General features: G+C 34.7%; 24 protein-coding genes and 2 pseudogenes. 11 read left to right on the forward strand and 15 right to left on the reverse strand.

Annotation, left to right across the window (positions count from 1 at the left end; genetic code table 11):
* The first annotated feature begins 145 nt into the window (after positions 1–145).
* Positions 146–718 (forward strand): YciE/YciF ferroxidase family protein, encoded by a 573-nt coding sequence (locus tag NBX25_RS20240; protein ID WP_250255205.1) that lies wholly within the window; start codon positions 146–148, stop codon positions 716–718.
* A gap of 78 nt (positions 719–796) precedes the next feature.
* Here the strand turns inward: NBX25_RS20240 and NBX25_RS20245 are convergent, their stop codons facing one another.
* Entirely contained in the window at positions 797–1177 is a 381-nt protein-coding gene (locus NBX25_RS20245) for a VOC family protein (protein WP_250255206.1), read from the reverse strand.
* A 176-nt stretch (positions 1178–1353) separates the two neighbouring features.
* Here NBX25_RS20245 and NBX25_RS20250 point away from each other — a divergent pair, with 176 nt between their 5' ends.
* Positions 1354–2202, forward strand: coding sequence for a pepsin/retropepsin-like aspartic protease family protein (locus NBX25_RS20250; RefSeq protein ID WP_250255207.1), 849 nt, complete (start codon positions 1354–1356; stop codon positions 2200–2202).
* Between the two features lie 78 nt (positions 2203–2280).
* On the opposite strand, the gene NBX25_RS20255 is transcribed toward NBX25_RS20250, so the two are convergent.
* The 5 genes from NBX25_RS20255 to holA form a co-directional block, all read right to left on the reverse strand.
* Positions 2281–3957, reverse strand: a complete 1677-nt coding sequence (locus tag NBX25_RS20255; protein ID WP_250255208.1) for an alpha/beta hydrolase — start codon at positions 3955–3957, stop codon at positions 2281–2283.
* Positions 3958–4026: 69 nt separating this feature from the next.
* Entirely contained in the window at positions 4027–4842 is an 816-nt protein-coding gene (locus NBX25_RS20260) for an AraC family transcriptional regulator (protein WP_250255209.1), read from the reverse strand.
* 138 nt (positions 4843–4980) lie between these two features.
* The gene (locus tag NBX25_RS20265) at positions 4981–5358 is read right to left on the reverse strand and encodes a VOC family protein (RefSeq protein WP_123908135.1); all 378 of its coding nucleotides are present in this window, start codon (positions 5356–5358) and stop codon (positions 4981–4983) included.
* A gap of 412 nt (positions 5359–5770) precedes the next feature.
* Positions 5771–6712 carry a thioredoxin-disulfide reductase gene (gene trxB / locus NBX25_RS20270; protein WP_250255210.1) on the reverse strand — a complete coding sequence of 314 codons (942 nt, stop codon included), beginning with the start codon at positions 6710–6712 and terminating at the stop codon, positions 5771–5773.
* A gap of 268 nt (positions 6713–6980) precedes the next feature.
* The gene (gene holA, locus NBX25_RS20275) at positions 6981–8018 is read right to left on the reverse strand and encodes a DNA polymerase III subunit delta (protein ID WP_250255211.1); all 1038 of its coding nucleotides are present in this window, start codon (positions 8016–8018) and stop codon (positions 6981–6983) included.
* Positions 8019–8025: 7 nt separating this feature from the next.
* Here holA and NBX25_RS20280 point away from each other — a divergent pair, with 7 nt between their 5' ends.
* From NBX25_RS20280 to NBX25_RS20315, 8 genes and pseudogenes are all read left to right on the forward strand, one after another.
* Positions 8026–8457, forward strand: coding sequence for a type I restriction enzyme HsdR N-terminal domain-containing protein (locus tag NBX25_RS20280; RefSeq protein ID WP_250255212.1), 432 nt, complete (start codon positions 8026–8028; stop codon positions 8455–8457).
* A 93-nt stretch (positions 8458–8550) separates the two neighbouring features.
* Complete coding sequence (locus NBX25_RS20285) at positions 8551–8970, forward strand: hypothetical protein (RefSeq protein WP_250255213.1); 420 nt, start codon at positions 8551–8553, stop codon at positions 8968–8970.
* A gap of 117 nt (positions 8971–9087) precedes the next feature.
* Positions 9088–9702 carry an HAD family hydrolase gene (locus tag NBX25_RS20290; protein WP_250255214.1) on the forward strand — a complete coding sequence of 205 codons (615 nt, stop codon included), beginning with the start codon at positions 9088–9090 and terminating at the stop codon, positions 9700–9702.
* Between the two features lie 193 nt (positions 9703–9895).
* Positions 9896–10159, forward strand: a pseudogene (locus NBX25_RS20295) (thrombospondin type 3 repeat-containing protein); the annotation flags it as partial.
* An 83-nt stretch (positions 10160–10242) separates the two neighbouring features.
* Complete coding sequence (locus NBX25_RS20300; protein WP_250255230.1) at positions 10243–11124, forward strand: thrombospondin type 3 repeat-containing protein; 882 nt, start codon at positions 10243–10245, stop codon at positions 11122–11124.
* A 135-nt stretch (positions 11125–11259) separates the two neighbouring features.
* Positions 11260–11511: pseudogene (locus NBX25_RS20305) on the forward strand (thrombospondin type 3 repeat-containing protein); the annotation flags it as partial.
* Positions 11512–12341: 830 nt separating this feature from the next.
* Positions 12342–12686 carry a hypothetical protein gene (locus NBX25_RS20310; protein WP_250255215.1) on the forward strand — a complete coding sequence of 115 codons (345 nt, stop codon included), beginning with the start codon at positions 12342–12344 and terminating at the stop codon, positions 12684–12686.
* A 1-nt stretch (position 12687) separates the two neighbouring features.
* Positions 12688–13431, forward strand: a complete 744-nt coding sequence (locus tag NBX25_RS20315; RefSeq protein ID WP_250255216.1) for a dienelactone hydrolase family protein — start codon at positions 12688–12690, stop codon at positions 13429–13431.
* A gap of 89 nt (positions 13432–13520) precedes the next feature.
* Here the strand turns inward: NBX25_RS20315 and NBX25_RS20320 are convergent, their stop codons facing one another.
* The 9 genes from NBX25_RS20320 to NBX25_RS20365 form a co-directional block, all read right to left on the reverse strand.
* Positions 13521–13904 (reverse strand): PEGA domain-containing protein, encoded by a 384-nt coding sequence (locus tag NBX25_RS20320; protein ID WP_123908146.1) that lies wholly within the window; start codon positions 13902–13904, stop codon positions 13521–13523.
* 451 nt (positions 13905–14355) lie between these two features.
* Positions 14356–14715, reverse strand: a complete 360-nt coding sequence (locus NBX25_RS20325; protein WP_123860246.1) for a cupin domain-containing protein — start codon at positions 14713–14715, stop codon at positions 14356–14358.
* Positions 14712–15239, reverse strand: coding sequence for a GNAT family N-acetyltransferase (locus NBX25_RS20330; RefSeq protein WP_123908147.1), 528 nt, complete (start codon positions 15237–15239; stop codon positions 14712–14714). The genes NBX25_RS20325 and NBX25_RS20330 overlap by 4 nt, the downstream gene beginning before the upstream one ends.
* 2 nt (positions 15240–15241) lie before the next feature.
* Positions 15242–15844 (reverse strand): DUF2911 domain-containing protein, encoded by a 603-nt coding sequence (locus NBX25_RS20335; protein ID WP_123908148.1) that lies wholly within the window; start codon positions 15842–15844, stop codon positions 15242–15244.
* A 29-nt stretch (positions 15845–15873) separates the two neighbouring features.
* Positions 15874–16917, reverse strand: coding sequence for a bifunctional transcriptional activator/DNA repair enzyme AdaA (locus tag NBX25_RS24845; protein WP_349815592.1), 1044 nt, complete (start codon positions 16915–16917; stop codon positions 15874–15876).
* A gap of 2 nt (positions 16918–16919) precedes the next feature.
* Positions 16920–17684: an isocitrate lyase/PEP mutase family protein gene (locus NBX25_RS20350; RefSeq protein ID WP_250255217.1), complete on the reverse strand. Its 765-nt coding sequence runs from the start codon at positions 17682–17684 to the stop codon at positions 16920–16922.
* A gap of 219 nt (positions 17685–17903) precedes the next feature.
* On the reverse strand, positions 17904–18416 hold the full coding sequence (locus NBX25_RS20355) for a methylated-DNA--[protein]-cysteine S-methyltransferase (RefSeq protein WP_250255218.1): 513 nt from the start codon (positions 18414–18416) through the stop codon (positions 17904–17906).
* A gap of 42 nt (positions 18417–18458) precedes the next feature.
* Entirely contained in the window at positions 18459–19007 is a 549-nt protein-coding gene (locus NBX25_RS20360) for a DinB family protein (RefSeq protein WP_250255219.1), read from the reverse strand.
* A 53-nt stretch (positions 19008–19060) separates the two neighbouring features.
* A complete protein-coding gene (locus tag NBX25_RS20365) occupies positions 19061–19579 on the reverse strand; it encodes a Crp/Fnr family transcriptional regulator (protein ID WP_250255220.1) in 519 nt (172 codons plus the stop codon).
* 230 nt (positions 19580–19809) lie between these two features.
* Here NBX25_RS20365 and NBX25_RS20370 point away from each other — a divergent pair, with 230 nt between their 5' ends.
* Positions 19810–20814 (forward strand): hypothetical protein, encoded by a 1005-nt coding sequence (locus tag NBX25_RS20370; RefSeq protein WP_250255221.1) that lies wholly within the window; start codon positions 19810–19812, stop codon positions 20812–20814.
* The last annotated feature ends 30 nt before the right edge of the window (positions 20815–20844 follow it).

The raw sequence follows: 20844 nt of genomic DNA on the forward strand, positions 1-20844 counted from the left end.
CCCTAAATTTAACGAATATATTTTGTTGGAAAATAATATTTTATGAGTCCGGTCATCTAGCCAATGGCATATAAAAACATTCGATCATACCAATAAGTGGTACCGGAATTGCAACTATAATAATCATCACACTAAATTTAATATTATGGCAACGAAAACAGTAACAAAAAAAGCAGCTCCGGCTAAATCTACCGCAACGAAAAAAACGGTGAAAACCCCTGCAAAGAAAAATGCAGCAAAAGAACTGAGAGATCTATTTGAAGATGGTATGAAGGACATCTATTGGGCTGAAAAGGCTCTGGTAAAAGCTTTACCCAAAATGTATAAAAATGCAACGGACAAAAAACTTAAAACAGCCATTGAAAATCACCTGATGGAAACACAAGTACACGTTAAAAGGCTTGAAGAGTGTTTTAAATCCATCAAAAAAAAGGCACAGGCAAAAAAATGTGACGCAATGCAAGGTCTATTGGACGAAGGCAAAAGTATCATGGAAGAAACAAAGCCCGGATCTGTAAGAGATGCCGGAATTATTGCAGCAGCACAAAAGGTAGAACATTATGAGATTGCAACTTATGGAACTCTTGCAGCCTATGCGAAGATTTTAAAAGAAAATGTATGTCTTAAGAATTTCCTGGCCACTCTTAATGAAGAAAAAAAATGCGATAAGCTCCTGACAAAGGTTGCTGATATAGGATTAAACAGCAAGGCATTATAGCCATCATTGCTCGTATAGGTAACAAAATATCTTCCTTTAGTGGAGGATATTTTTTTATGAGCTTATGACAAATTCTCATCAATGTTCCTGATATGAAGTCTGTTGCAAGTTAAAAACAGTACCCGCCGGATCTGTGATCCAGTGCATATTTTCCGGAAGTTCTTCAATTTCGTCACAGGTTTCAACTCCGTTCGATTGCAGATATTGGGTTGCTTCCTCAACATCAGGAACCGTTAGTTGCAGCCAGGTTTCAGAATGAGTGTAATTATCCACACAATCTAACCAAATGATATTGTTACCAAACTTCACTTCGTGGGTTCGGGAAACTGTTGGATTATCAATCTTCTTCTCTTCTACCGGTAGCTTTAAAATATCTCTGTAGAAAGCAACGGTTTTCTCGTATTTATTCTTTGGAATTTTAATGGCAATATTAATCCCTGCCTCAAATTGGATACTCATATCTGATATTTTTTGTTTTAATTGATTGTATAAAGCTATTCAATTGATTCTCCAGAAAGCTTGTCTTATGGCAAGAATCGATGATTACAAAAGCTCAGATTCAATGACTTTATTTTATATTTGTAACATTCATCTATTCATAAGCAATAGTATTAAAAACAATAACTGTATTACCAATGCTCAATCAATCATTAAAAAAATCGATCCTTACCGCGTCTGTATTTATATACTCGGTTACGGCATTCGCACAAAAATCGCCGCTCAATATTCTTCCATCCGGACATCTGGTTGTTCAGGCTGAAGTGGAAGGTAAAAAAGGAAATTTTATATTTGATACCGGAGGTGGTGTTAATCTTTTTCTTAACAACTTCTCCAAAGACCTGAACCAAAAGGAATCCTATAACTTCCTGACTGCTTTTCGCGCTACGGGAGAACAGCTTACAGTTCCTATGTTCAAATCAAAAGAGATCATTTTTAATGGTAAAAAATTTAAAGATACCTGGTACGCTACCCACAACATGGAAATAAAAGGAATTGACGGTCTTATTTCTCTTCCCATGCTTTATGATACGGAATTCATTATAGATTATACCACTAAAGAAATTGTGTTTCCAAAAGAGAAGCTAACCGGAAAAAAAGTAGTAGATATTCAACTGTCTACCAATGCAGACCAATCTCTGGATATCACCACCTATATTAACGTCAACAATATTAAGATCAATGTTCTTCTGGATTCCGGTGCCGGTAATGATTCTTTCTGGCTGAGTGAGCGTCTTATCAATACGTTAGGAATTAATAAAGAAGGTCTTCAGCTTATTGAAAAGAAAAGCGAGTTCAATCCTTCGATTATCAATAAGTTCTACAAAGGAAGTGTACATTCCGTTTCCAACTCTTTTGCCAAAGTCGAAAAACCCAATGTACTTTTTGTTGAAGGCTTAATCTATGAGGGAAAAACAAGCATCAACTGGCTGGGCAAAAAGCTTGGTTTTAATTTGAAAGAAAAGAAAATCTATATTTTGGATTAATTATTTTCAATGGATATACAAAACAAAACCTGCCTCTGGAAGAGACAGGTTTTTACTTTACGGAAAATCAATAGGATCTTATATTTTTACATCAATATAATTGATCCAGACTTGCTCTCGGTCCTGAGTATTAAAAAAATTCTCAAGTAAGTATTCATGGTTATAGTTTATTTTTTCGTCGAAATATAGTTTTCCATTCACATATACTTTTACATTTTTTTTCAAATCCACTGTTTCCGGTGAGATATTGATTGAAAATGACTTAACATTGGATGTTTCAGCCCGGAAAACATTATTTCTATATTTTGCTTTTATTTTTCCGGATTTCCTTGGGAAATCAAATGCATTTTTATCAACATTCTTCACGATTAAACTATCTTTTTCATCATAAGCCAGCCATTTATTGATTTTAAAGTTCAATTCTTTGTACCAGTGGGCTTTCTTACTTAGCGTATCCAGTTTGATATTAGAAATCCAGTCTACATTTCCATTTCTTTCATCATCCAATTCCCACGAAATATCTTTGGGAAACGGATTTCTTTTCCGGTTTTTCAGGTCTTTAAAAAGAATCTGATATGCTGGTTCCGATTCGTCAAACTGTGGAAACCAATGTGGAAACCCATGGTAGCGATATTCTTTATAATCAGCCTGTATTCCGTTCATCAGCTTTTTAAAATCATCATTTGCGTTTTGGGGATAGTAATAATCCTTATCTGTTGAAAAGCTCATCAATGAGCGGTTTTTAATATTCTCTACAAACGTTCCTCCTGTGAAAACTTTAGGATAAGCATTAAATCCGTAAAACCCTGCAAACGGCGTGGGCTGCTTCATCAGATAGGAAAATGAACCCGTTGCTCCATTCGAATGTCCTGCTATAAAAACTTTGTTATCATCAATATTAATCGTCTTTTTAATCTGTTTAAGCATTTCAGGAATCATAAAAAATCCATCATCAGACAACATCCAGTTATATTTTTTACTGGCTCTCGGAAAAACCATAATAACATTATTCTGATCTGCATATTTCTTATAATATCGGTTCCAGCCTTCTAAATTCCAGCCAGCCAACTGATAATCTATCAGCTCATTATTTCTTACAGCCCCATGAAGAAAAAACAATAAAGTATATTTCTTTTGAGGATTATAATTTTGAGGAAAATGAATAAAAAATGAAGTGGTAGCAGAATCATTTATTTTAAATGCAATAGAATAATCACGCTCCTTTTTCGGTAGATAAGGAGTAAGATTTCTGATCTCTTTATACAAAGCCTCAGAATCTTTAATTTCCTTTAACCTGTTTTTATTAACATTGTAAAATTCATTTTCTTTTTCTTTCAACTCATTATAAAATTGAGTTTTGTATTTCACCGCCTGCTCCTTCAATGAAGTCCATCTTGGATCTGACAACAAATTTTTATACTCTTTTTCAGCATCCTTTTCCAGAATATAATTCCAGCCAGGAAAGCTGTACCCAACGCCTTTTATTGAGGAAAGTGGTATAAGATACTGAAATGCTTTATCATTACTTTTTAGTTTTGAAGCCAGAATTGATGCGCTATACAATCCATCGCTATCTATATTTTCAGGATAAATTATGAATGCCTCTTCATATAAATCAAGTGCTTTTTTGTACCCGGCTTCATCTTTAGCTTCCTCCATTACTTCCGAGGCCTTTTCAGTTAATGCAGAATAATTTTCCTGCGCCCCTACCAAAAGACCCAACACCATCAGAAGCATCGTTATACCATATTTCATCAATAAAATTTATGAGACAAAACTAATAACAACAAATCAGAAAAACTTGTAAAAATGGAACATTATCATTTAAGACAACAGATGCCAGAAAAGTGTATCTTCCTGTCCTAATACAGTTCCTTTAGAAAAAAAAGATTTCGGAGAATTTTCAGTAAGATTTTTATAAGTCTTATTGAAATGAGATTGGTCGTTAAAATTAAATTCGTGTGCAAGCTCTGTAAAATTACGATCAGGATCTTCAAAAAGTTTCTTATTAATAGTCTGCCTGAAAAGAACAATTTCGTTGAATTTTTTAACAGAAACGCCCAAGTAGGCCTGAAAAAGGCGGTTTATATGTTGCCGGCTGACACCAATTTTCCTCGAAAATACCTCAACTGAAAAATCTTCGTAATGATTGAAAATATAATCAATGGATTTTTCCAGGATGGTGTGTTCGAATCTCTTGAATCTTTTCTCAAGAAATCCATCCAATAGACTTTCTTGAATCTCAGTATCTGTTGTTGAGAAAATTTGACTTAATTCATGCTGGGTAAAAAATTCATAATCTGTAATATAACCGGAAAAATCTAAGTCTCCATAAAACTGATGAATTCCTAAAGGATGGAATACAACAACAATTCTATGCACTTTTCCAGACTGTTTTACATGCAGAACCCTTTCCCGGATGGGTGTAAAAATCTGACATGGAAGAGCCGTTTCTTTATAAACCACTTCTCCGTTTTCTAACCGGATATGGGATTTGTAAAGAGAAATCGAGTTATTAAAGTGCGGAAAACATTGAAACTCATTGATAATATTATCTTCCTTAATGTCCAGATAATAATATTCAACGTATTTACTGATAATAGCGTTTTTGGGTTTGAATGTTTTAAAAATTTCCTGCATTTCTTTTCATAACAATTTTGTGTAAAATATTACCGAACAATTAAATATACACAATAATTCACTACTTCACAAACCTATGAAAAAATATAAAAATAAAAACTGCTTCATTCGGAAACAGTTTTTAGTATTGATGGAATTTTATTCTCCTGCCGGTTCAAATAATTCGATTTTATTACCTTCAGGGTCTATAATATGAACAAACTTTCCGTATTCATACGTTGCAATCTCATCCAGGATTGTAACGCCTTCCTTTTTTAATTCTTCTACTAGTGCTTCAATATCTGCCACATGATAATTAATCATAAAATCCTTTACTGAAGGTTCAAAATATTGAGTAGACTCTTTAAATGGACTCCATAGCGTGTATCCTTTTTTATCAGATTCGGCTTCTCTCCAATCAAATTTAGCTCCATAGGGACTGGTTTCCACTCCAAGATGGGTTTTATACCAATGGTTTACCTGTTCCGGATCTTTACATTTAAAGAATATCCCTCCTATTGCGGTTACTTTTTTCATGCCTTTTATTTATTAAGTTTTCTATATTAAATCAATTTGAAATTTCACAAATATATCAATGTTTTCATTATACATTTACGAATTTAATTAAAGTTCTAATGTTTAATAGATTCATTTGCAAAAAAATATACAATGTATATTTTATCGCCATTGAAACACAAATTATTTTATTCTATGGACTATGTGGTTAAAAAAAAAATCTAACCACATAGTCACCTAGTTTTTATAGGTATTAATTCTTTATTTGCAGCAAAATCAGCCGTCGCATCTTTTTGAAAACTTTAATCTTTTTTGCACTCTAAGAACAGCATGAAAATAAAGTTTACTCCTTTTAGGTTTCCGACAAATTTTAGTATCGAAAAAGAAAAAGCGCACCTAATAGGTGCGCTTTGTATCATTAAAAGCTGAATGATTAGTGTAATTCAGCTAAATATTTTTCTGCATCCATTGCAGCCATACATCCGCTTCCTGCTGCTGTAATAGCCTGTCTGTAGATATGATCCTGAACATCACCTGCAGCAAAAACTCCCGGAAGGTTTGTTCTTGTAGAACCTTTTTCTGTTATAATATACCCGTTTTCATCAAGATCTACCTGACCTACGAAGATATCCGTATTCGGTTTGTGACCAATAGCGATGAAAATTCCTTCAACATCTACCGTAGACTTCTCCTGAGTTTGATTGTTGATGATTACAGCTCTTTCTACCAAGCTGTTTTCTCCTTCAATTCCAATTAATTCATGGTGAAATTTCACTTCAATATTCGGAGTGTTTTCTACTCTGTGAACCATTGCTTTTGAAGCTCTGAAAACATCTTTTCTCACTAATAAAGTTACCTTTCTGCATAATTTGGCAAGATAAGTAGCTTCTTCAGCTGCTGTATCTCCTGCTCCTACTACCACTACATCTTTTCCTCTGTAGAAGAATCCGTCACAAGTAGCACAAGCAGATACACCACCTCCTGCATATTTTTTCTCATCTTCAAGACCTAAGTATTTTGCGGTAGCTCCTGTAGAAATAATTACCGTTTTTGCTAAAATCTCTTTGTTTCCAGCATATAATTTGTGAACACCGCCCACTTCTTTTGAAAACTCAGCTTTAGTGATCATTTCGTAATGCACTTTGGTTTCAAATCTTTCCGCCTGCTTTTGCAGATCCATCATCATTTCAGGACCTGTAATTCCTGCTGGATACCCTGGAAAGTTATCAACCTCAGTAGTTGTAGTTAATTGTCCACCTGGCTCCAAACCTGTATACAATTCAGGTTTTAAGTCTGCTCTTGCTGCATAAATAGCAGCTGTGAAACCAGAAGGTCCAGATCCAACGATCACACAATCTAAAATGTTTTGCTCCATAATTTACTTGTTCGAAAAAAGATATAATTAAATTAAGACCGCTAATTTCGTAATTTTTGCCGTCTTTTTAAAGTTATTTTAATGATAGTTGTCAATAAGAGATATGCGGATTGTCAATGAAGATATGAGATAAGGATTTTATAGGATGCAGGATACAAGATGGTGAGATTTGTGATGCGAGTTAATAAAAGCTGTTGATTTATTTTTAAGAGATCTGTTCTTGTCTATTATCTCTCCATCTATCTCTCCTCATTCCTCAGCCTAAACACTAAACTTTCATTTTAATCTTATCTACATTGATAATCTTATACACCAGTTCCTTAATCAGTTCTGCTTCTCCCATATTCACCGCTCCAAGGCCTTTTCCTTTCATATCAAACTCTCTCAAAATAGAAATAACTCTTGTAGCATGTTTTAAAGGATACAATCTTGCACTTTCTGCATAATCTTTCACAAAATAAGGATTCACTCCCATTTGAGAGGCTATTGTTTGTGGGGACTGCCCTGCCATCGTCTGGTAAATAATTACGTTAGAAAAATAGTTGTAAAGGCTTGCCAGCATCATCACAAAAGGATTGTTCTTGGGATTCTTCCCCATAAAATGAGCAATTTTAAAGGCCGTATTTGCATTTTTTGTTCCCAGTGCCTTCTGAAGTTCAAAAATATTGTATTCTTTACTGATGCCAATATGGTTTTCGACGATAGTTCCGTCAAGTATTTCTCCTTCTTTAAGAATGATCTTCAGTTTATTTAGCTCATTGGCAATTCTTGAAAGATCGTTTCCAAGATATTCCGCTAAAAGATGGGAAATATTAGGAGCCGTTTTGATGTTAAGCTTAAGGCACTCATCAGAAATCCATTTCGGAAGGTTGTTTTCTTTTATTGATTCACTCAGGAAAAGTGCTTTCGCTTTGTCCAATGCTTTAGCCGCTTTTTTTCTACTGTCCAGCTTCTTATGCTTATGAGCAAAAACCAGTACTGTAGAAGGAACAGGGTTTTCAACATAGGCATCCAGAATTCTGTTTTCCTCTTCATTAAACTTCAGATCCTGAGCTTCTTTTACGATTATCACCTGTTTATCTCCCATCATAGGAAACTGTCTTGCCAGGGAAAGAACTTCCTGATAAGAAGTATCTTTTCCGTAAGTAACGGTTTGATTAAAGGCTTTTTCATCCTCTTCCAAAAAGTTGTGCTCAAGGGCTTTTACAGCAACATCAATAAAGTAGGCTTCTTCTCCGTGGAAAAAATAAATAGGTAAAACTTCTTTATTTTTAATATTTTTGAGGATTAAATCTAATTCTTTCATCTTATTAATGGAACTTCCAAAACTGAATTTTCAGGAAACTTTTGATTTTAAATTCAAGAAAGACAAAGATAAGTTTTTTATTTATGATTTGGTTCGTAAAACTTATCTGCTGCTCACTCCGGAGGAATGGGTAAGGCAGCACTGGATTCACTATTATCTTACGGTAAAAGCCTACTCTGCATCGGCATTAATCACTGAAAAAAAGATTATTCTCAATGGCTTGACCAAAAGAATTGATCTTTTAGTTACTGAAAAAACAGAGCCTGTCATCCTGATAGAATGTAAAGCCCCGCAAATCAAGCTAACCGAAAAAACATTTGAACAGACCGCCAGATACAACTCTATTATCGGAGCTAAGGAAATTATTTTAACCAATGGACTTCAGCATATTAATGCTTATTACGAAGACGGACAGTATCAATTTTACCGCCCTCAATAAAGCGTATTATATAATGATAAATGTATGTTAAAACGATAGATAATGGTATACTTTTGGGTATTCTCTAATTAGTTTTAAAATACAATTTTAGTCATGAAAAAGTTATTAATTGTGGCAGCCTTAGGAGTATTCACATTAGGCTTTTCACAAAATTATTACAATGATTACAGAGGAAGCGTTTCTTCTATTAATTGGGGTCAGGTAGCTATTTTTCTGGGCTTAAACAGAAGCCAGATCAACCAACTGACTGTATTGAATAACCGTTATCCGGATTACAACTCATGGAATCACGTCTATGCTAAAGAACCTAACAGATGGTACAATGACCGATACTATGAAATTGAGAGAATAATGACCCCTGAACAATACAAAAAATTTTATTCAAGGTATTATAACGGCCAAAATCCAAGATTGAAATATGATAACGATTACAGAAGATATCAAAACAGACCCCAAATGTATGACAGAAGGTTTGACGATCATCATGATAGACATCGCGAACATCATGGATAAACAATAATATAAACCGGAAAATTTCTTCCGGTTTTTTAATGTTCGAATATAAAAAATGTATGCTGATTATTCTCCATCACGATAAAAATTGTTTAATTTTAAGACATAATAATTCGTATGAAAATTAAAAATATAGTATTCGATTTTGGTGGTGTATTAATGGATTGGAATCCAAGGTATTTTTTCAAAACCTATTTCAATGATGATGAAAAAATGGAATATTTCCTGGAAAATATCGTTCATGATGAATGGAATATTGAACAAGATAGAGGGAGAAGCCTTTCGGAAGGAACTGAAATCCAGGTAAAAAAATTCCCAGAGTGGGAAAAGGAGATTAGAGCTTTTTATGACAACTGGACGGTCATGTTGAAAAGTGACATCCCTCAGAATGTTGACGTCTTAAGAAAACTAAAAAACACAGATTATCAATTATTTGGATTAACCAACTGGTCTGCGGAGACCTTTCCTTATGCTTTGGAAAATTATGATTTCTTCCAGCTTTTCGATGGAAAGATCGTAGTTTCCGGAACAGAAAAACTGATTAAGCCTGATCCTAAAATCTGGCATGTTTTGTTGGAAAGATATAACATCCAGGCAACAGAGTCTGTATTTATTGATGATAACCCCAAAAATATTGAAATGGCACAATCAATGGGATTCAATACCATTCATGTTCTACCGGATACGGATCTTAAGCTGGAACTGATAAATATGGGTGTCAAAATCCAGTAGTTTTACTATAAATCTTAAAAAAAATCCTCAGTTAAGTTATTTTCATTAATTTGGCTGAGGATTTTTTATGAATATGAGAAAAATTTTACTTTTATTTTTATTTATTGTGATCAACTTTCATGCACAGAGCATTGAGAACCCGGAAGCGTTCAAAAAATGCAGAAAGGAATTCAACAAAAAAATCTGCCTTTCAGATGAAGATAAAGACGATATTCCATATTATCTTGATAAATGTCCAAAAGAAGGAGGCCCTATTGAAAATAACGGATGCTTATGGCCTGATGCTGATAAAGACGGAGCACCTGATAAAGATGATTGGTGTCCTACTGTTGCAGGTCCCATTGAAAATCAAGGATGCCCATGGCCAGATACTGATGGAGATGGCGTTTTGGATAAAGATGATGCCTGCCCGGCAGTAAAGGGAGAAAAGGAATATAACGGATGCCCACCCCCCAAAATGGGCTGCATCATGTAGAATAACCTATTTCAGACAAAATACATCATTTCCATGTGAACAGTATCCAAATCTTTGTAAAAAACATGAAGAAAATCACTTTTTTGCTGATCTTTTCAGGAGCTTATTTTTATGCTCAAAATACTGAAGATAAGGAAGTATTCAAAAAATGTAGAAAAGAATTCAATAAGAAAATTTGTCTTGCAGATGAAGATAAAGACAGCATATTGTTTTACCTTGACAAATGCCCTACCGAATCCGGCCCAATAGAAAATCTTGGCTGCCCATGGCCTGATACTGACAAGGACGGCATATTGGATAAAGATGATGCCTGCCCCGCTATTCCGGGACTTCCTGAACTGAATGGCTGTCCCTCTAAAAAAAACGATTGTAAAGAATATCGGGAAAAAGCTAACACAAGATTCCAAAAGTTCAAAACAGATTATGCTGATATTGAAGCTATATATGATAAGATCAACACAATAGCCTTAGACTACATGATGAAGGGCTACACCAAAACGTTGGCAAGCAAAAGTGCCTATATTTACATCAAATATATTAGCAATAATGCTTATTTTGATGAACATTCCTGCTATGATGGAACTGATCCCGAATACAATTTTTTGATCACAAAATTCTGGAATAAAAATGTTCTTGAATATGCTCATACAAAATATGGTAAGGACATCTATCTTTCCACAAAATTCCCATATGAAGATTTAAATGCATTGCGTGCCAACAATGAAACATTGGATTATATCATAAAATATTATGACCAGGAAACCATGAAAATAAAAATTCCAGGCAAAAATAAAAGTACAATCGGTGCTAATTTCTCAATGCCTATTATTGTCACATTCATTAATCCCTACCTAATTAAAGTAGAAGACGCTAAAAAAGAGATGATTATAAGCTATGAATATAAAGATGGCCAATGGAAATTCAATAAACAACAACCTGACAATTAATCATATTTTGAATGTATGAAGTCATTTACTTTTTTTCTGATACTTACCGGAGCCTGTATTTACGCTCAAAATACTGAAGATTATGAAACACTCAAAAAATGCCGTAAGGAATTCAACAAAAAAATTTGTCTTGCAGATGAAGATAAAGACAATCTTCCTTTTTACCTTGACAAATGCCCTACCGAATCTGGCCCAATAGAAAATCTTGGCTGCCCATGGCCTGATACCGATAAAGATGGAATAATAGATAAAGATGACTTTTGTCCAACAGTTGCAGGCCCCATTGAAAATAAAGGCTGCCCGTGGGAAGATACAGATGGGGATGGAATTCTGGATAAGGATGATAAATGCCCTACTATTCCAGGTCCAGCCTCCTCCAATGGCTGTCGTGTAATTTCCTGTACTTTTGGTTACGAACCTAACATCCTGATGGAAAAATTCGATATGGATGTTCAAAATATTGAGGAAATCTATAACCTTGTGAATAAAGAAGTAATAGATAATATTGTACAAAAACTTCCTAAAAAAGATTTTGTAGACTCAAGAACTTTTTTCTACATCCGATACATAGACCCTAAATCTTATATTGATGATAATACTCCTGATGATGGGATTTCCCCAGGATACAATTTTTTGATCACCAGATTTTGGAATCAAAATGTACTTGAATATACCCGAAAAAAACACAGTAAAAACATCTATATTTCAACAGCAATGCCATCTGAAGACCTTGAAAAATATCATAAAATGATAGATGACAAAACGTTTGACTATATGATGAAATATTATGATTCGAAATCTACCAGGATAAAAATACAGGGAAAACAAAATGCAACCTTTGAAAACCCTATTCAGATCATGGTAGACTTCATTACTCCTTATAAGATAAAAGTAAGCAGCTACCAAAATAACACAATATATGAGTATAAAAATAACAAATGGCAAATGCAGAAAAAGAAAAATCCATAACCATTTATTTTTTTAGGTAATTATATACAATTTTACACTAATGCGGTTATCTTATTCCTATGACTCTGTCATTCTGAATACAGACTGAAGGTCTGCGAACGTAGTTCAGAAGTGAAATGAAAAATCTAAGCGATATTATGAGATTCTTCCTTCGTCAGAAATCGAAGATTCGACGTAGTCAATGACAATGATGTAAAATTGTATATAGCCACTTTTTTTTATTAATTTAGATTATTATTTAAACAAACATGAGGAGCTTTATTTTTTTTCTGGTATTGACAGCAACCTATTTTCAGGCTCAAAATACTGAAAACAAAGAGGCTTTCAAAAAATGCCAAAAAGCATTCAGTAAAAAAATATGCCTTTCAGATGAAGATCGTGACGGAATTCCTTTTTACCTTGATGCATGTCCTAAACAATTGGGTTCAAACCAAAATAAGGGCTGCCCGGTAAAGGTAATACCCCATAAAGATACCACAGAAGTAGCTGAACTAGGTGATGTTATTATCCTTGGATTCCGCAGGCCCTCACCTAGAGGATGTGGTCAGATCATCCATGCAGATTCGCTTAAACTCAAACCAAAAACAAAATAATATGATACGTTCAATCTTATTAACCGCATCCATTATCGCCTCAGGAACCCTTTTAAGCCAAAACCTTAAAACAGTTTCCTATCAGGACGGTTCGCAAAAGCTGAAAGGTTTAATCACGTCCAATGCAGGAAAAAAACTTCCGGGAGTTTTGATTCTTCCTGCCTGGAAAGGAATTGATGAAGAAGCTAAAACAGCAGCCCTTGAACTTGAAAAACAAGGTTATATCGCTTTCATCGCTGATATTTATGGGGAAGGGAAAATTCCAGCCAATAATGAGGAGGCAGCCCAAAGCTCTGGATATTACAAAAAGAATTATGCAGAATATCAGAAAAGAATCTCATTAGCGTTGGAACAACTGAAAAAGAACGGAGCTATTGCTAATAAAACAGCCGTTATCGGATATTGTTTTGGGGGAACGGGTGCATTGGAATCCGCAAGAGGAAATTTACCTGTTGTGGGAGTAGTTTCCATTCATGGAAGTCTGGGAAGAGATCAGAGCAGAAAAAATGAAAAGATAAATGCTAAAATTTTAGTTGAAAATCCTGCAGATGATAAGAGTGTAACGCCTGATGATTACAGTAACCTCATCAAAGAAATGAATGAAGGAAATGCAGACTGGCAGATCATTACTTACGCTCATTCCAAACATACTTTTACCGATCCTAAATCACCGGATTATAATGAAATAATGGCTAAAAGAGCTTGGAATCATACATTAATGTTTCTGAAAGAAATACTGAAATAAATTCAAGATAATAAGATATCAATGTACTAATGCTTGGAGTAAGATCACTATTCATTAGTACATTGTTGTTATATGAATGAAATTTTAAATTATTGCGGCTTTGCTTCTAATTCAACATCATATTTCTTAGTAGAATATTTTGTTAGTGATCCCGTTGCAGCATCAATTCCAACCCCTATGGCACCCCCAAAAAGAATATTTAGAAGTGTTACGGCATTAAAATTCTTATCAAGCTTTACTTCCTGATTATTAAAACCTTCTTTTTCAAACGTTACCATTTGCTTACTCAATGATCTGGGAATTTTTGTGGTACAAGGAGTTACACATTTTTCAATTCCTTTATGAAATACTGTTGCTCCTTCAGGAGTAGAGTTAAAGGAAATTTTGTCATTAGTTCCTGTAAAAATAGTGGCGCAAGATGTAGTGGAAAGCGCGATCCCTAACAATAATACAATTGATAGATTGTTCTTCATATATTTTATTAAAAAGTTAAGTCTGCCGACTCATTTTTTCGGCGCGTGAACTTACAAAATAATTAATAACAACCGGCATCAACCAGCGATAATATCTTTATTAAAAGAATAACTCACTGATTATCTAACTATTTTTTTGATTGTTTTGAATCTAAAAATATTGTATTCAGCCTTAAAACAAAAAAACCGTCTCATTTTAGAGACAGCTTTTTATCTATTTTCTATTGTATTACAGCTAGATCACCACCAGTATTCTGTTGAAAGGTCTTTCAGCTTGGTTTTTGTCGTTTCTACATCATCATTACAAATATACTCATCCTTTTCATTTTCCAAAGTATGATAGCTACAGGAAAGACTTAGCCAATGGGCGCCTCAAGCTCATCCTCTATATACCATAAAAAGCATCTTTCTTACATTCAGGGCAAATCTGTGTCGCCATAAATAGAGTAATCTACTCTTCCCTGTTTACCAGTTCCATAGAAAATGCAGGCAGACAGATGGCAAGATATTCACAAGGTTCTGAAAATGGATTACTGTAACGAATTCTGGCTCCTTTTTCAATAAGGATACTGCTTCCTTTTTCAAGAACTACAATTTCGCCATCAATTTCAAACTGCTTCTTCCCTGAGATGATGTATGTAAATTCATCAAATTCCGGAGTCTGATGCGGCTCACTCCAATCCGGAGGAGCTACCATATGAGCAATGGAAACATTAGCATTTCCTGTAGAGTTCCCCCAATGTTCTTCAATCAGTTTTCCGTCTGTAGTAGGTACTACAAATGGAGATTGCTGGATTTTATATTTTTTCATACCCAATCTTCTTTTTTGATCTCGTATACAAAATTGGTTCTTGTAGGTTCTGCAAAATAAGCGACTTCTTCTTCCGCTATTTTTATCCCGCCAAGTTTTTCCAATGCTTTCTGTGAACGGAAATTTTCTTTTCCGATATGGAAATGAACTTTATCTACATATTGGAAGATATAGTCCAACATCAGCTTCTTAACTTTAGGATTAATCCCTTTTCCCCAGGATTTTGTCCCATAGAAAGTATAACCGATAAAAATATGGTTGTCATCTTCATCAAAATTATAATAACGGCTGCTTCCCAGGACATCTCCGGTTGCTTTTTCAACAATTTTAAAAGCCCCATTACTTTCTATGGCTCCTCTAAAGAAGTTTTCAAAAACTTCTCTTTGATAACGGTCTTTGTTAGGGTGCTGTTCCCATACTTTAGGGTCCGAAGCTACTTCATATAAAGATTCAAAATCCCCTTGCTGTAAGGGGATTAATTGAAATTCTTCATTCTCTAAAACAGACTGAACAGAAAAATTCATGTTTATCCTTTTTTGTTAGAGTCTGATTCTATTCTCTGGATTTCTTTTAACTTATCAGAAATCTTGATTACAGTATCTAATTTTGCTGGTTTCAATGGGATTTCAGCCTGATTCATATCCCATTTGATGACAAGGTTTCCTGAGTTTTCATCTGTTGGGTTCAGGGTAATTTCAAACCATTCCTGCTTGTCGGCCAATTTGTTTACCGGTACAGTAACATCTACTACGTCCTGTTTAGGATCATAAGTATAAGCACCCCATTGCTGGAAATCTTTATTCAAAATTACTTTCCATTCTTTTTCTGTAGGAACAATGAATAATCCGTAAGTTCCAGCCGGAACATTTTTACCACCAAAATTAACGGTCTGTCCGAATGTAATTTTTGTAGATGAGTTAGCTCCTGCTCTCCAAATCTGACCATAAGGAACCAATTCGCCAAAGATCTTACGACCTTTCACTCCGGGTCTTCCGTAATCAACTGATATTTTGGACATTGAAAACTGCTGCTCTACCTTCTGGCGCGGACTTGCTGCCGGTACGGAATAATCCTGTGCTAAAGCAAATCCTGAAACTGAAATACAAACTGCTATTAATAACTTTTTCACGTGTAAATTTTTGTTTAAAATTACAAAAATCAAAACAAAATAACTTTCTCCAGCTCCAATAATTTTTGTTTTCTCCAGATTCCGCCACCATACCCTGTTAGCTGCCCATTGCTGCCAATCACTCTGTGACAGGGAATCAGAATAGATATTTTATTTAAGCCATTGGCATTGGCTACAGCGCGAACCGATTTAGGATTTCCGAGAATATCAGCCTGCTCCTGATAACTTCGGGTTACTCCATAAGGAATTTGCTGTAAAATTTCCCAAACCTGTTTCTGAAAAGCAGTTCCTACAGGGGAAAGAGGAACGGTAAATTCAGTCCTTTTACCTTCAAAATATTCGGAGAGTTCTTGCTCCAGCTTTATAAAATGAGAATTTTCACCCTGTACAATATTGGCCTTAAAATGTTTTGAAATATTCTTCAGTTCCGTGGGCAGTGCTTTTCTGTCAGAAAACTCCAAAAGGCAAATTCCCTGCTCATCGGCACAGGCTACCATAGTTCCCAGCATCGTTTCAATTCTTTTCAGATCAATGATCTTTTCGTTTTTGTTATGGCTGGGTGATACTCCAAAAATATTTTTAAAACTTTCATTAAAACCACTCAAACTTTCATACCCTGAGTCGAAAGCAACTTCAGTAACCAGCTCTCCCTGTTGAAGCTTTTTAAATGCAGTATTCAGCTTAGACATTCTCTGGAAAGCATGAAATGTCACTCCATGATGTTTCAGAAACCATCGTCGGACCGTTGCCGGTTCCAATCCTCTTTTTACCAGATCAAAATCTTTTAATTTTAAAGAAGGATCATCAGAAATCTCCTGTAAAAGTTCTTTAACATACAAAGGAGTCACATTTAACATTTCCAAAGGTTTACAAACCTTGCAGGGACGGTATCCTTTCAATAGAGCCTCTTTTGTATGGGAAAAAAATTCTACGTTTTCAAATTTCGGTTTGCGGGCAGTACAGGTTGGCCGACAGAAAATTCCGGTGGTCTTTACTCCCATCCAGAATATGCCTTCAAACGTAGAGTCTTTACGAAAGGAAGCTTCATACATTATTTTTTCTGTAAGTTCCATAATCAGATGAAAAGTGCTGAAAAGCTTTTGTTATTAATAATTGTATCACTGATTTTTTCCAGTTCATGATAAATATGCTTGTTTGAAAAGCCTCCTGAAGTAATTCTTTTTACTCCTGCTCTTTTTAACGTCTCAAAATCCGGAAGGTCAGGCATAGCCATTACATTAACCGGAAGTGATGTTGCATTAATCACTGTTTTAATATCAGCTTCTTGGGTCATACCTGGAATAAATACTCCGTCAATAGCAAGTTTTTCAAATAGCGTGACTCTTAATAAAGTTTCTTCTAATGCATTTTCCATTCTTAATAAAAAAGGATCGATTCTTACATTGATAAAAATTTCATTTCTTCTCTCTTTCAGCATTGACAGAATATTGCTTAATTTTTCAAAATATACATCTCTGTCTAAAAGCTGTCTCTCGCCGTCATTAATATATGAATCTTCCAAATTGATCCCAACTACACCTATTTCCAAGAGGTTGATAATATGGGATGCGATTATTTGAGGAGAACTTCCATAACCTCCTTCCAGATCTACAGATAATGGGATGGAAACGGATTCTTTTATTCTTTTAATGATATAAAAATACTCTTCGAAACTCATCTGTTCTCCATCTTCATATCCTAAACTCATTGCTACAGCTGAGCTTGAAGTGGCCAGTGCTTTATACCCTAAATTTTCATATACTTTTGCGCTCTGCACATTCCACACGTTACCTAATAATAAAGGTTCTTCTTCGTGATGTAGATTTTTGAAACCGATCATGATATTTTTTTATTCAAAAATAGGAAGATAGCTCAGGCGGCTGCAACCGAAAAATGAACAAGTATTTTAGAAAAAAAGCTAAGAAAGCCAAATGCTTTTCGAGGTGATTAATAATTAAAATTCAACAGATAATTCCGGAGGTTTATGTACTATATTTTACAATAAATCTATTGAACAGCTTATAGAGTTTGCCGTCTCAGTCTTCCCTCTCCCATTCATTTAAAACAAAATAGCCTTTTCCAGTTCCAGCAATTTTTGTTTTCTCCAGATTCCACCTGCATACCCTACCAGCTCCCCATTGGAACCTATCACACGGTGACACGGGATTAAAATCGCAATTTTATTGATCCCATTAGCTGTTCCTACGGCACGTATAGCTTTTGGGTTTCCCAGAAATTCGGACTGTTGTTTATACGTTCTGGTCTCTCCCATTGGAATTTCCCTGAGCAATTGCCATACTTTTTCCTGAAATTCAGTACCTGTGGTGAATAAAGGAACTTCAAACTTAGATCTTTTTCCTTCAAAATATTCCTTTAGTTCTTCTTCCAATTGCTGAAAATGAAGATGATCTTTTTCTACAATTTCGGCTTTCAGTGTTTTTGATAATGCTTTCAGCTGTTTTTCAAAATTTTTTCTGTCTGTAAATTCCAGCAGGCAGACTCCCTGATCTGTTGCGCAGGCAATCATCTCTCCCAACGGAGTCTGTATTGTTTTTTGATGTATGAATTCCATTAGTTTAAAAGTACTGTTTTTCTGGAATTCATACCTCATCTTTTATATATTCCTTAAAACTCTTTCTGCCTGAGCTATATGTCTGGCATTATGATAGATCACAAAACGGAAAGTATCTCCCAATTTCAAGGTTATTAATTTTGAAATACTGATCGCTGTTTTTGTTTTTTCCAGATTGATAGTGCTTGCTTTGTCCAATAGATCAAGTAATTGTTCTTGTTGTTTTATGAATTCATTTACCACCTCTTTATTCAATTGGCTGTGAATGGGGTTCATCGCCTTAAGGGTGTTCATCTTATTGAGTTTATCTTTGGGAAGCATACTTTTAGCAAAATAGTTCCCAAGAATTCCTGGTTTAAAATCAGATTTTGAGTTTGTTTTTGAAGAAGAAATCCTATGGGAAATTTCAGGGATATAAAAGGTTCCGTAGCGGTTGAGATGTTCAAGACATTCCAGTACACTCCAGCTATCAGTATCCATTCTGAAATTCAGATCATTGTCTGACTTCAACAAAAGAGTTTCAGCATATTGTAAATGTTGTCCGGTTCTGTCTTTTAACTCCTCTAATAAGGTTATGGTTGAAATTTTCATTATTGCTTTTTTGCAAATTTCCGGATTGGTTTATTCTTAAATATTGATTGAACTCAAGATTTTTTAAGTCTGGATAACGTTTCAGGTGACATTCTGAGATAATTGGCAATATATTTATTGGGTACTTCCTGAAATAACTTCGGACTCCGTTTTAATACTCTTTCAAAACGTTCACTGGGAGCATTAATTAATAAGTCTTTTTCTCTTTCCAGCTGTTGCAATACAAGATCCTCCAAAACACTCATCCAAAATTCCATATGCTCTTCCCTAGAATGAATAAATTCATAGAAATCCTTTTTTGAAGCCACTTTTACAATAGTCTTCTTAATCGCCTGAATATAAAGCTCCGATGGTTTCCCGGAAAGAAAAGAGTCCAGAGAAACAATAATATTTCCTGTATATCCGAAACGGATAATCCTTTCTTCATTGTCATCCGTCATGAAGATCCTCACACTCCCCTTTTCTATAAAATAAATCTGGGTATCTGTATTTCCCGAGATCTTCAGAAACTCATTCCGTTTAAATTCCTTATGCTCCCAATGAATTCCACTTTGAAGTAATTTTTCAACCATTTCATTTTAGTATTTGGTGTTCCAAAGATAATGGGTAATTTTAAAGGTTTAAACACCATCACGAATAATGCTCAAAAAAACAAGTTTCTTATTGCTTTTTTCCGCTGGATTTTTTAACATGAAAACTCAGCCAATCATTCCTTACCAGAATATAAAGCATCATAACATTGTAAAAAGATTTGAACATATATTATTCTGAAACTGACTATAAATTCTAAACTTTCTTAATAATGAAGATTAATACAGCCTTAGTGCTTTTATGCTCACAACTGATGATAATCAGCTGTAAAAAGGACGATAAGAAACCGACCCAGAATCAACCAACTATCGTAAAAGATTCTATAAAAACGGCCACAACAGAAGAGGAAATAGATTTTAAGAATTTTCATATTTTCAACGTTTCTACCATGCAGCGAAAGGATCTTATGGATACCTTTATCTCAGTTTCTGACATTTATAATGAGAAGAATGCTGTTCCGATGGATATTCTAAAAAAACAAAAGGAACTTCCCTTTGAAAAGATCTCTTATATTGAACTGGATGGTACCTACAGAAAAAAAATGCTGGATGGCATTCATATTACTGAAAATGATTCACTGTACCTTTATAACTATGAAACCAGTAAGCTGCAAAAAATTCCTGTCAATAAATTAAAGGCAGTAGCTTATCTCTCTCCTTACACTGTAGAAGGAGATGAAGTGGATTCGGATTCTTATATGATGGGATTTCAGGTTGACACTCAAAAAGGCACTGATATTTTTGATAAGTATATGAATGTGATTGCCTATTTCGGAAGCAAAAGTCCATTTGTAGAAAATCAAATGAAGATGATTAAATGGGAGAAAGCAGGTCCTGATATTCAGAAAAAATATTTTCCGGGTTCAACCCTTAAATACGGTGGTACTTATCAATATAAATATGGAAACCTTACCTATTATGTGCAGGATCTTCTTGAAGAATATGGTACTGAGGAACGTAAATTAGTGGTCATCAATGACCATAATGAAAAAATATTTGAGAAAACATTTACCATTGAGGATGGTGCAGAGTTTAATCCTCTGGAAAAAACAGGAAGTGAGGAAACCAATTATTATGCCCAGTGGACCGGTATTCTTTTTAAAGGAAAAGCACCTGTAGTTTTTAATTTCACTGCACCTTCTTTCGGATGCCCTGTCATTACATTTCTAGATAAAGAAAAAACCGAGCTTAGCATTAATTGCGATAACAGACATTAATCCCAGGGAAATCTATTAACGATCCATCAA

The organism is Chryseobacterium sp. Marseille-Q3244 (genome assembly GCF_940807095.1).
In the GTDB taxonomy this organism is placed as follows: Bacteria; Bacteroidota; Bacteroidia; order Flavobacteriales; family Weeksellaceae; genus Chryseobacterium.

What these genes read in the sequence shown, in the direction of transcription:
- NBX25_RS24845 (WP_349815592.1), bottom strand. Translation starts at nt 16,917, where the DNA reads ATGGAACTTACAGAAAAAATAATGTATGAAGCTTCCTTTCGTAAAGAC.
- NBX25_RS20325 (WP_123860246.1), bottom strand. Translation starts at nt 14,715, where the DNA reads ATGAAAAAATATAAAATCCAGCAATCTCCATTTGTAGTACCTACTACA.
- NBX25_RS20320 (WP_123908146.1), bottom strand. Translation starts at nt 13,904, where the DNA reads ATGAAGAACAATCTATCAATTGTATTATTGTTAGGGATCGCGCTTTCC.
- NBX25_RS20265 (WP_123908135.1), bottom strand. Translation starts at nt 5,358, where the DNA reads ATGAAAAAAGTAACCGCAATAGGAGGGATATTCTTTAAATGTAAAGAT.
- NBX25_RS20370 (WP_250255221.1), top strand. Translation starts at nt 19,810, where the DNA reads ATGAAGATTAATACAGCCTTAGTGCTTTTATGCTCACAACTGATGATA.
- NBX25_RS20365 (WP_250255220.1), bottom strand. Translation starts at nt 19,579, where the DNA reads ATGGTTGAAAAATTACTTCAAAGTGGAATTCATTGGGAGCATAAGGAA.
- NBX25_RS20260 (WP_250255209.1), bottom strand. Translation starts at nt 4,842, where the DNA reads ATGCAGGAAATTTTTAAAACATTCAAACCCAAAAACGCTATTATCAGT.
- NBX25_RS20300 (WP_250255230.1), top strand. Translation starts at nt 10,243, where the DNA reads ATGAAGAAAATCACTTTTTTGCTGATCTTTTCAGGAGCTTATTTTTAT.
- trxB (WP_250255210.1), bottom strand. Translation starts at nt 6,712, where the DNA reads ATGGAGCAAAACATTTTAGATTGTGTGATCGTTGGATCTGGACCTTCT.
- holA (WP_250255211.1), bottom strand. Translation starts at nt 8,018, where the DNA reads ATGAAAGAATTAGATTTAATCCTCAAAAATATTAAAAATAAAGAAGTT.
- NBX25_RS20330 (WP_123908147.1), bottom strand. Translation starts at nt 15,239, where the DNA reads ATGAATTTTTCTGTTCAGTCTGTTTTAGAGAATGAAGAATTTCAATTA.
- NBX25_RS20280 (WP_250255212.1), top strand. Translation starts at nt 8,026, where the DNA reads ATGGAACTTCCAAAACTGAATTTTCAGGAAACTTTTGATTTTAAATTC.
- NBX25_RS20290 (WP_250255214.1), top strand. Translation starts at nt 9,088, where the DNA reads ATGAAAATTAAAAATATAGTATTCGATTTTGGTGGTGTATTAATGGAT.
- NBX25_RS20285 (WP_250255213.1), top strand. Translation starts at nt 8,551, where the DNA reads ATGAAAAAGTTATTAATTGTGGCAGCCTTAGGAGTATTCACATTAGGC.
- NBX25_RS20240 (WP_250255205.1), top strand. Translation starts at nt 146, where the DNA reads ATGGCAACGAAAACAGTAACAAAAAAAGCAGCTCCGGCTAAATCTACC.
- NBX25_RS20355 (WP_250255218.1), bottom strand. Translation starts at nt 18,416, where the DNA reads ATGGAATTCATACATCAAAAAACAATACAGACTCCGTTGGGAGAGATG.
- NBX25_RS20360 (WP_250255219.1), bottom strand. Translation starts at nt 19,007, where the DNA reads ATGAAAATTTCAACCATAACCTTATTAGAGGAGTTAAAAGACAGAACC.
- NBX25_RS20255 (WP_250255208.1), bottom strand. Translation starts at nt 3,957, where the DNA reads ATGAAATATGGTATAACGATGCTTCTGATGGTGTTGGGTCTTTTGGTA.
- NBX25_RS20245 (WP_250255206.1), bottom strand. Translation starts at nt 1,177, where the DNA reads ATGAGTATCCAATTTGAGGCAGGGATTAATATTGCCATTAAAATTCCA.
- NBX25_RS20350 (WP_250255217.1), bottom strand. Translation starts at nt 17,684, where the DNA reads ATGATCGGTTTCAAAAATCTACATCACGAAGAAGAACCTTTATTATTA.
- NBX25_RS20315 (WP_250255216.1), top strand. Translation starts at nt 12,688, where the DNA reads ATGATACGTTCAATCTTATTAACCGCATCCATTATCGCCTCAGGAACC.
- NBX25_RS20250 (WP_250255207.1), top strand. Translation starts at nt 1,354, where the DNA reads ATGCTCAATCAATCATTAAAAAAATCGATCCTTACCGCGTCTGTATTT.
- NBX25_RS20310 (WP_250255215.1), top strand. Translation starts at nt 12,342, where the DNA reads ATGAGGAGCTTTATTTTTTTTCTGGTATTGACAGCAACCTATTTTCAG.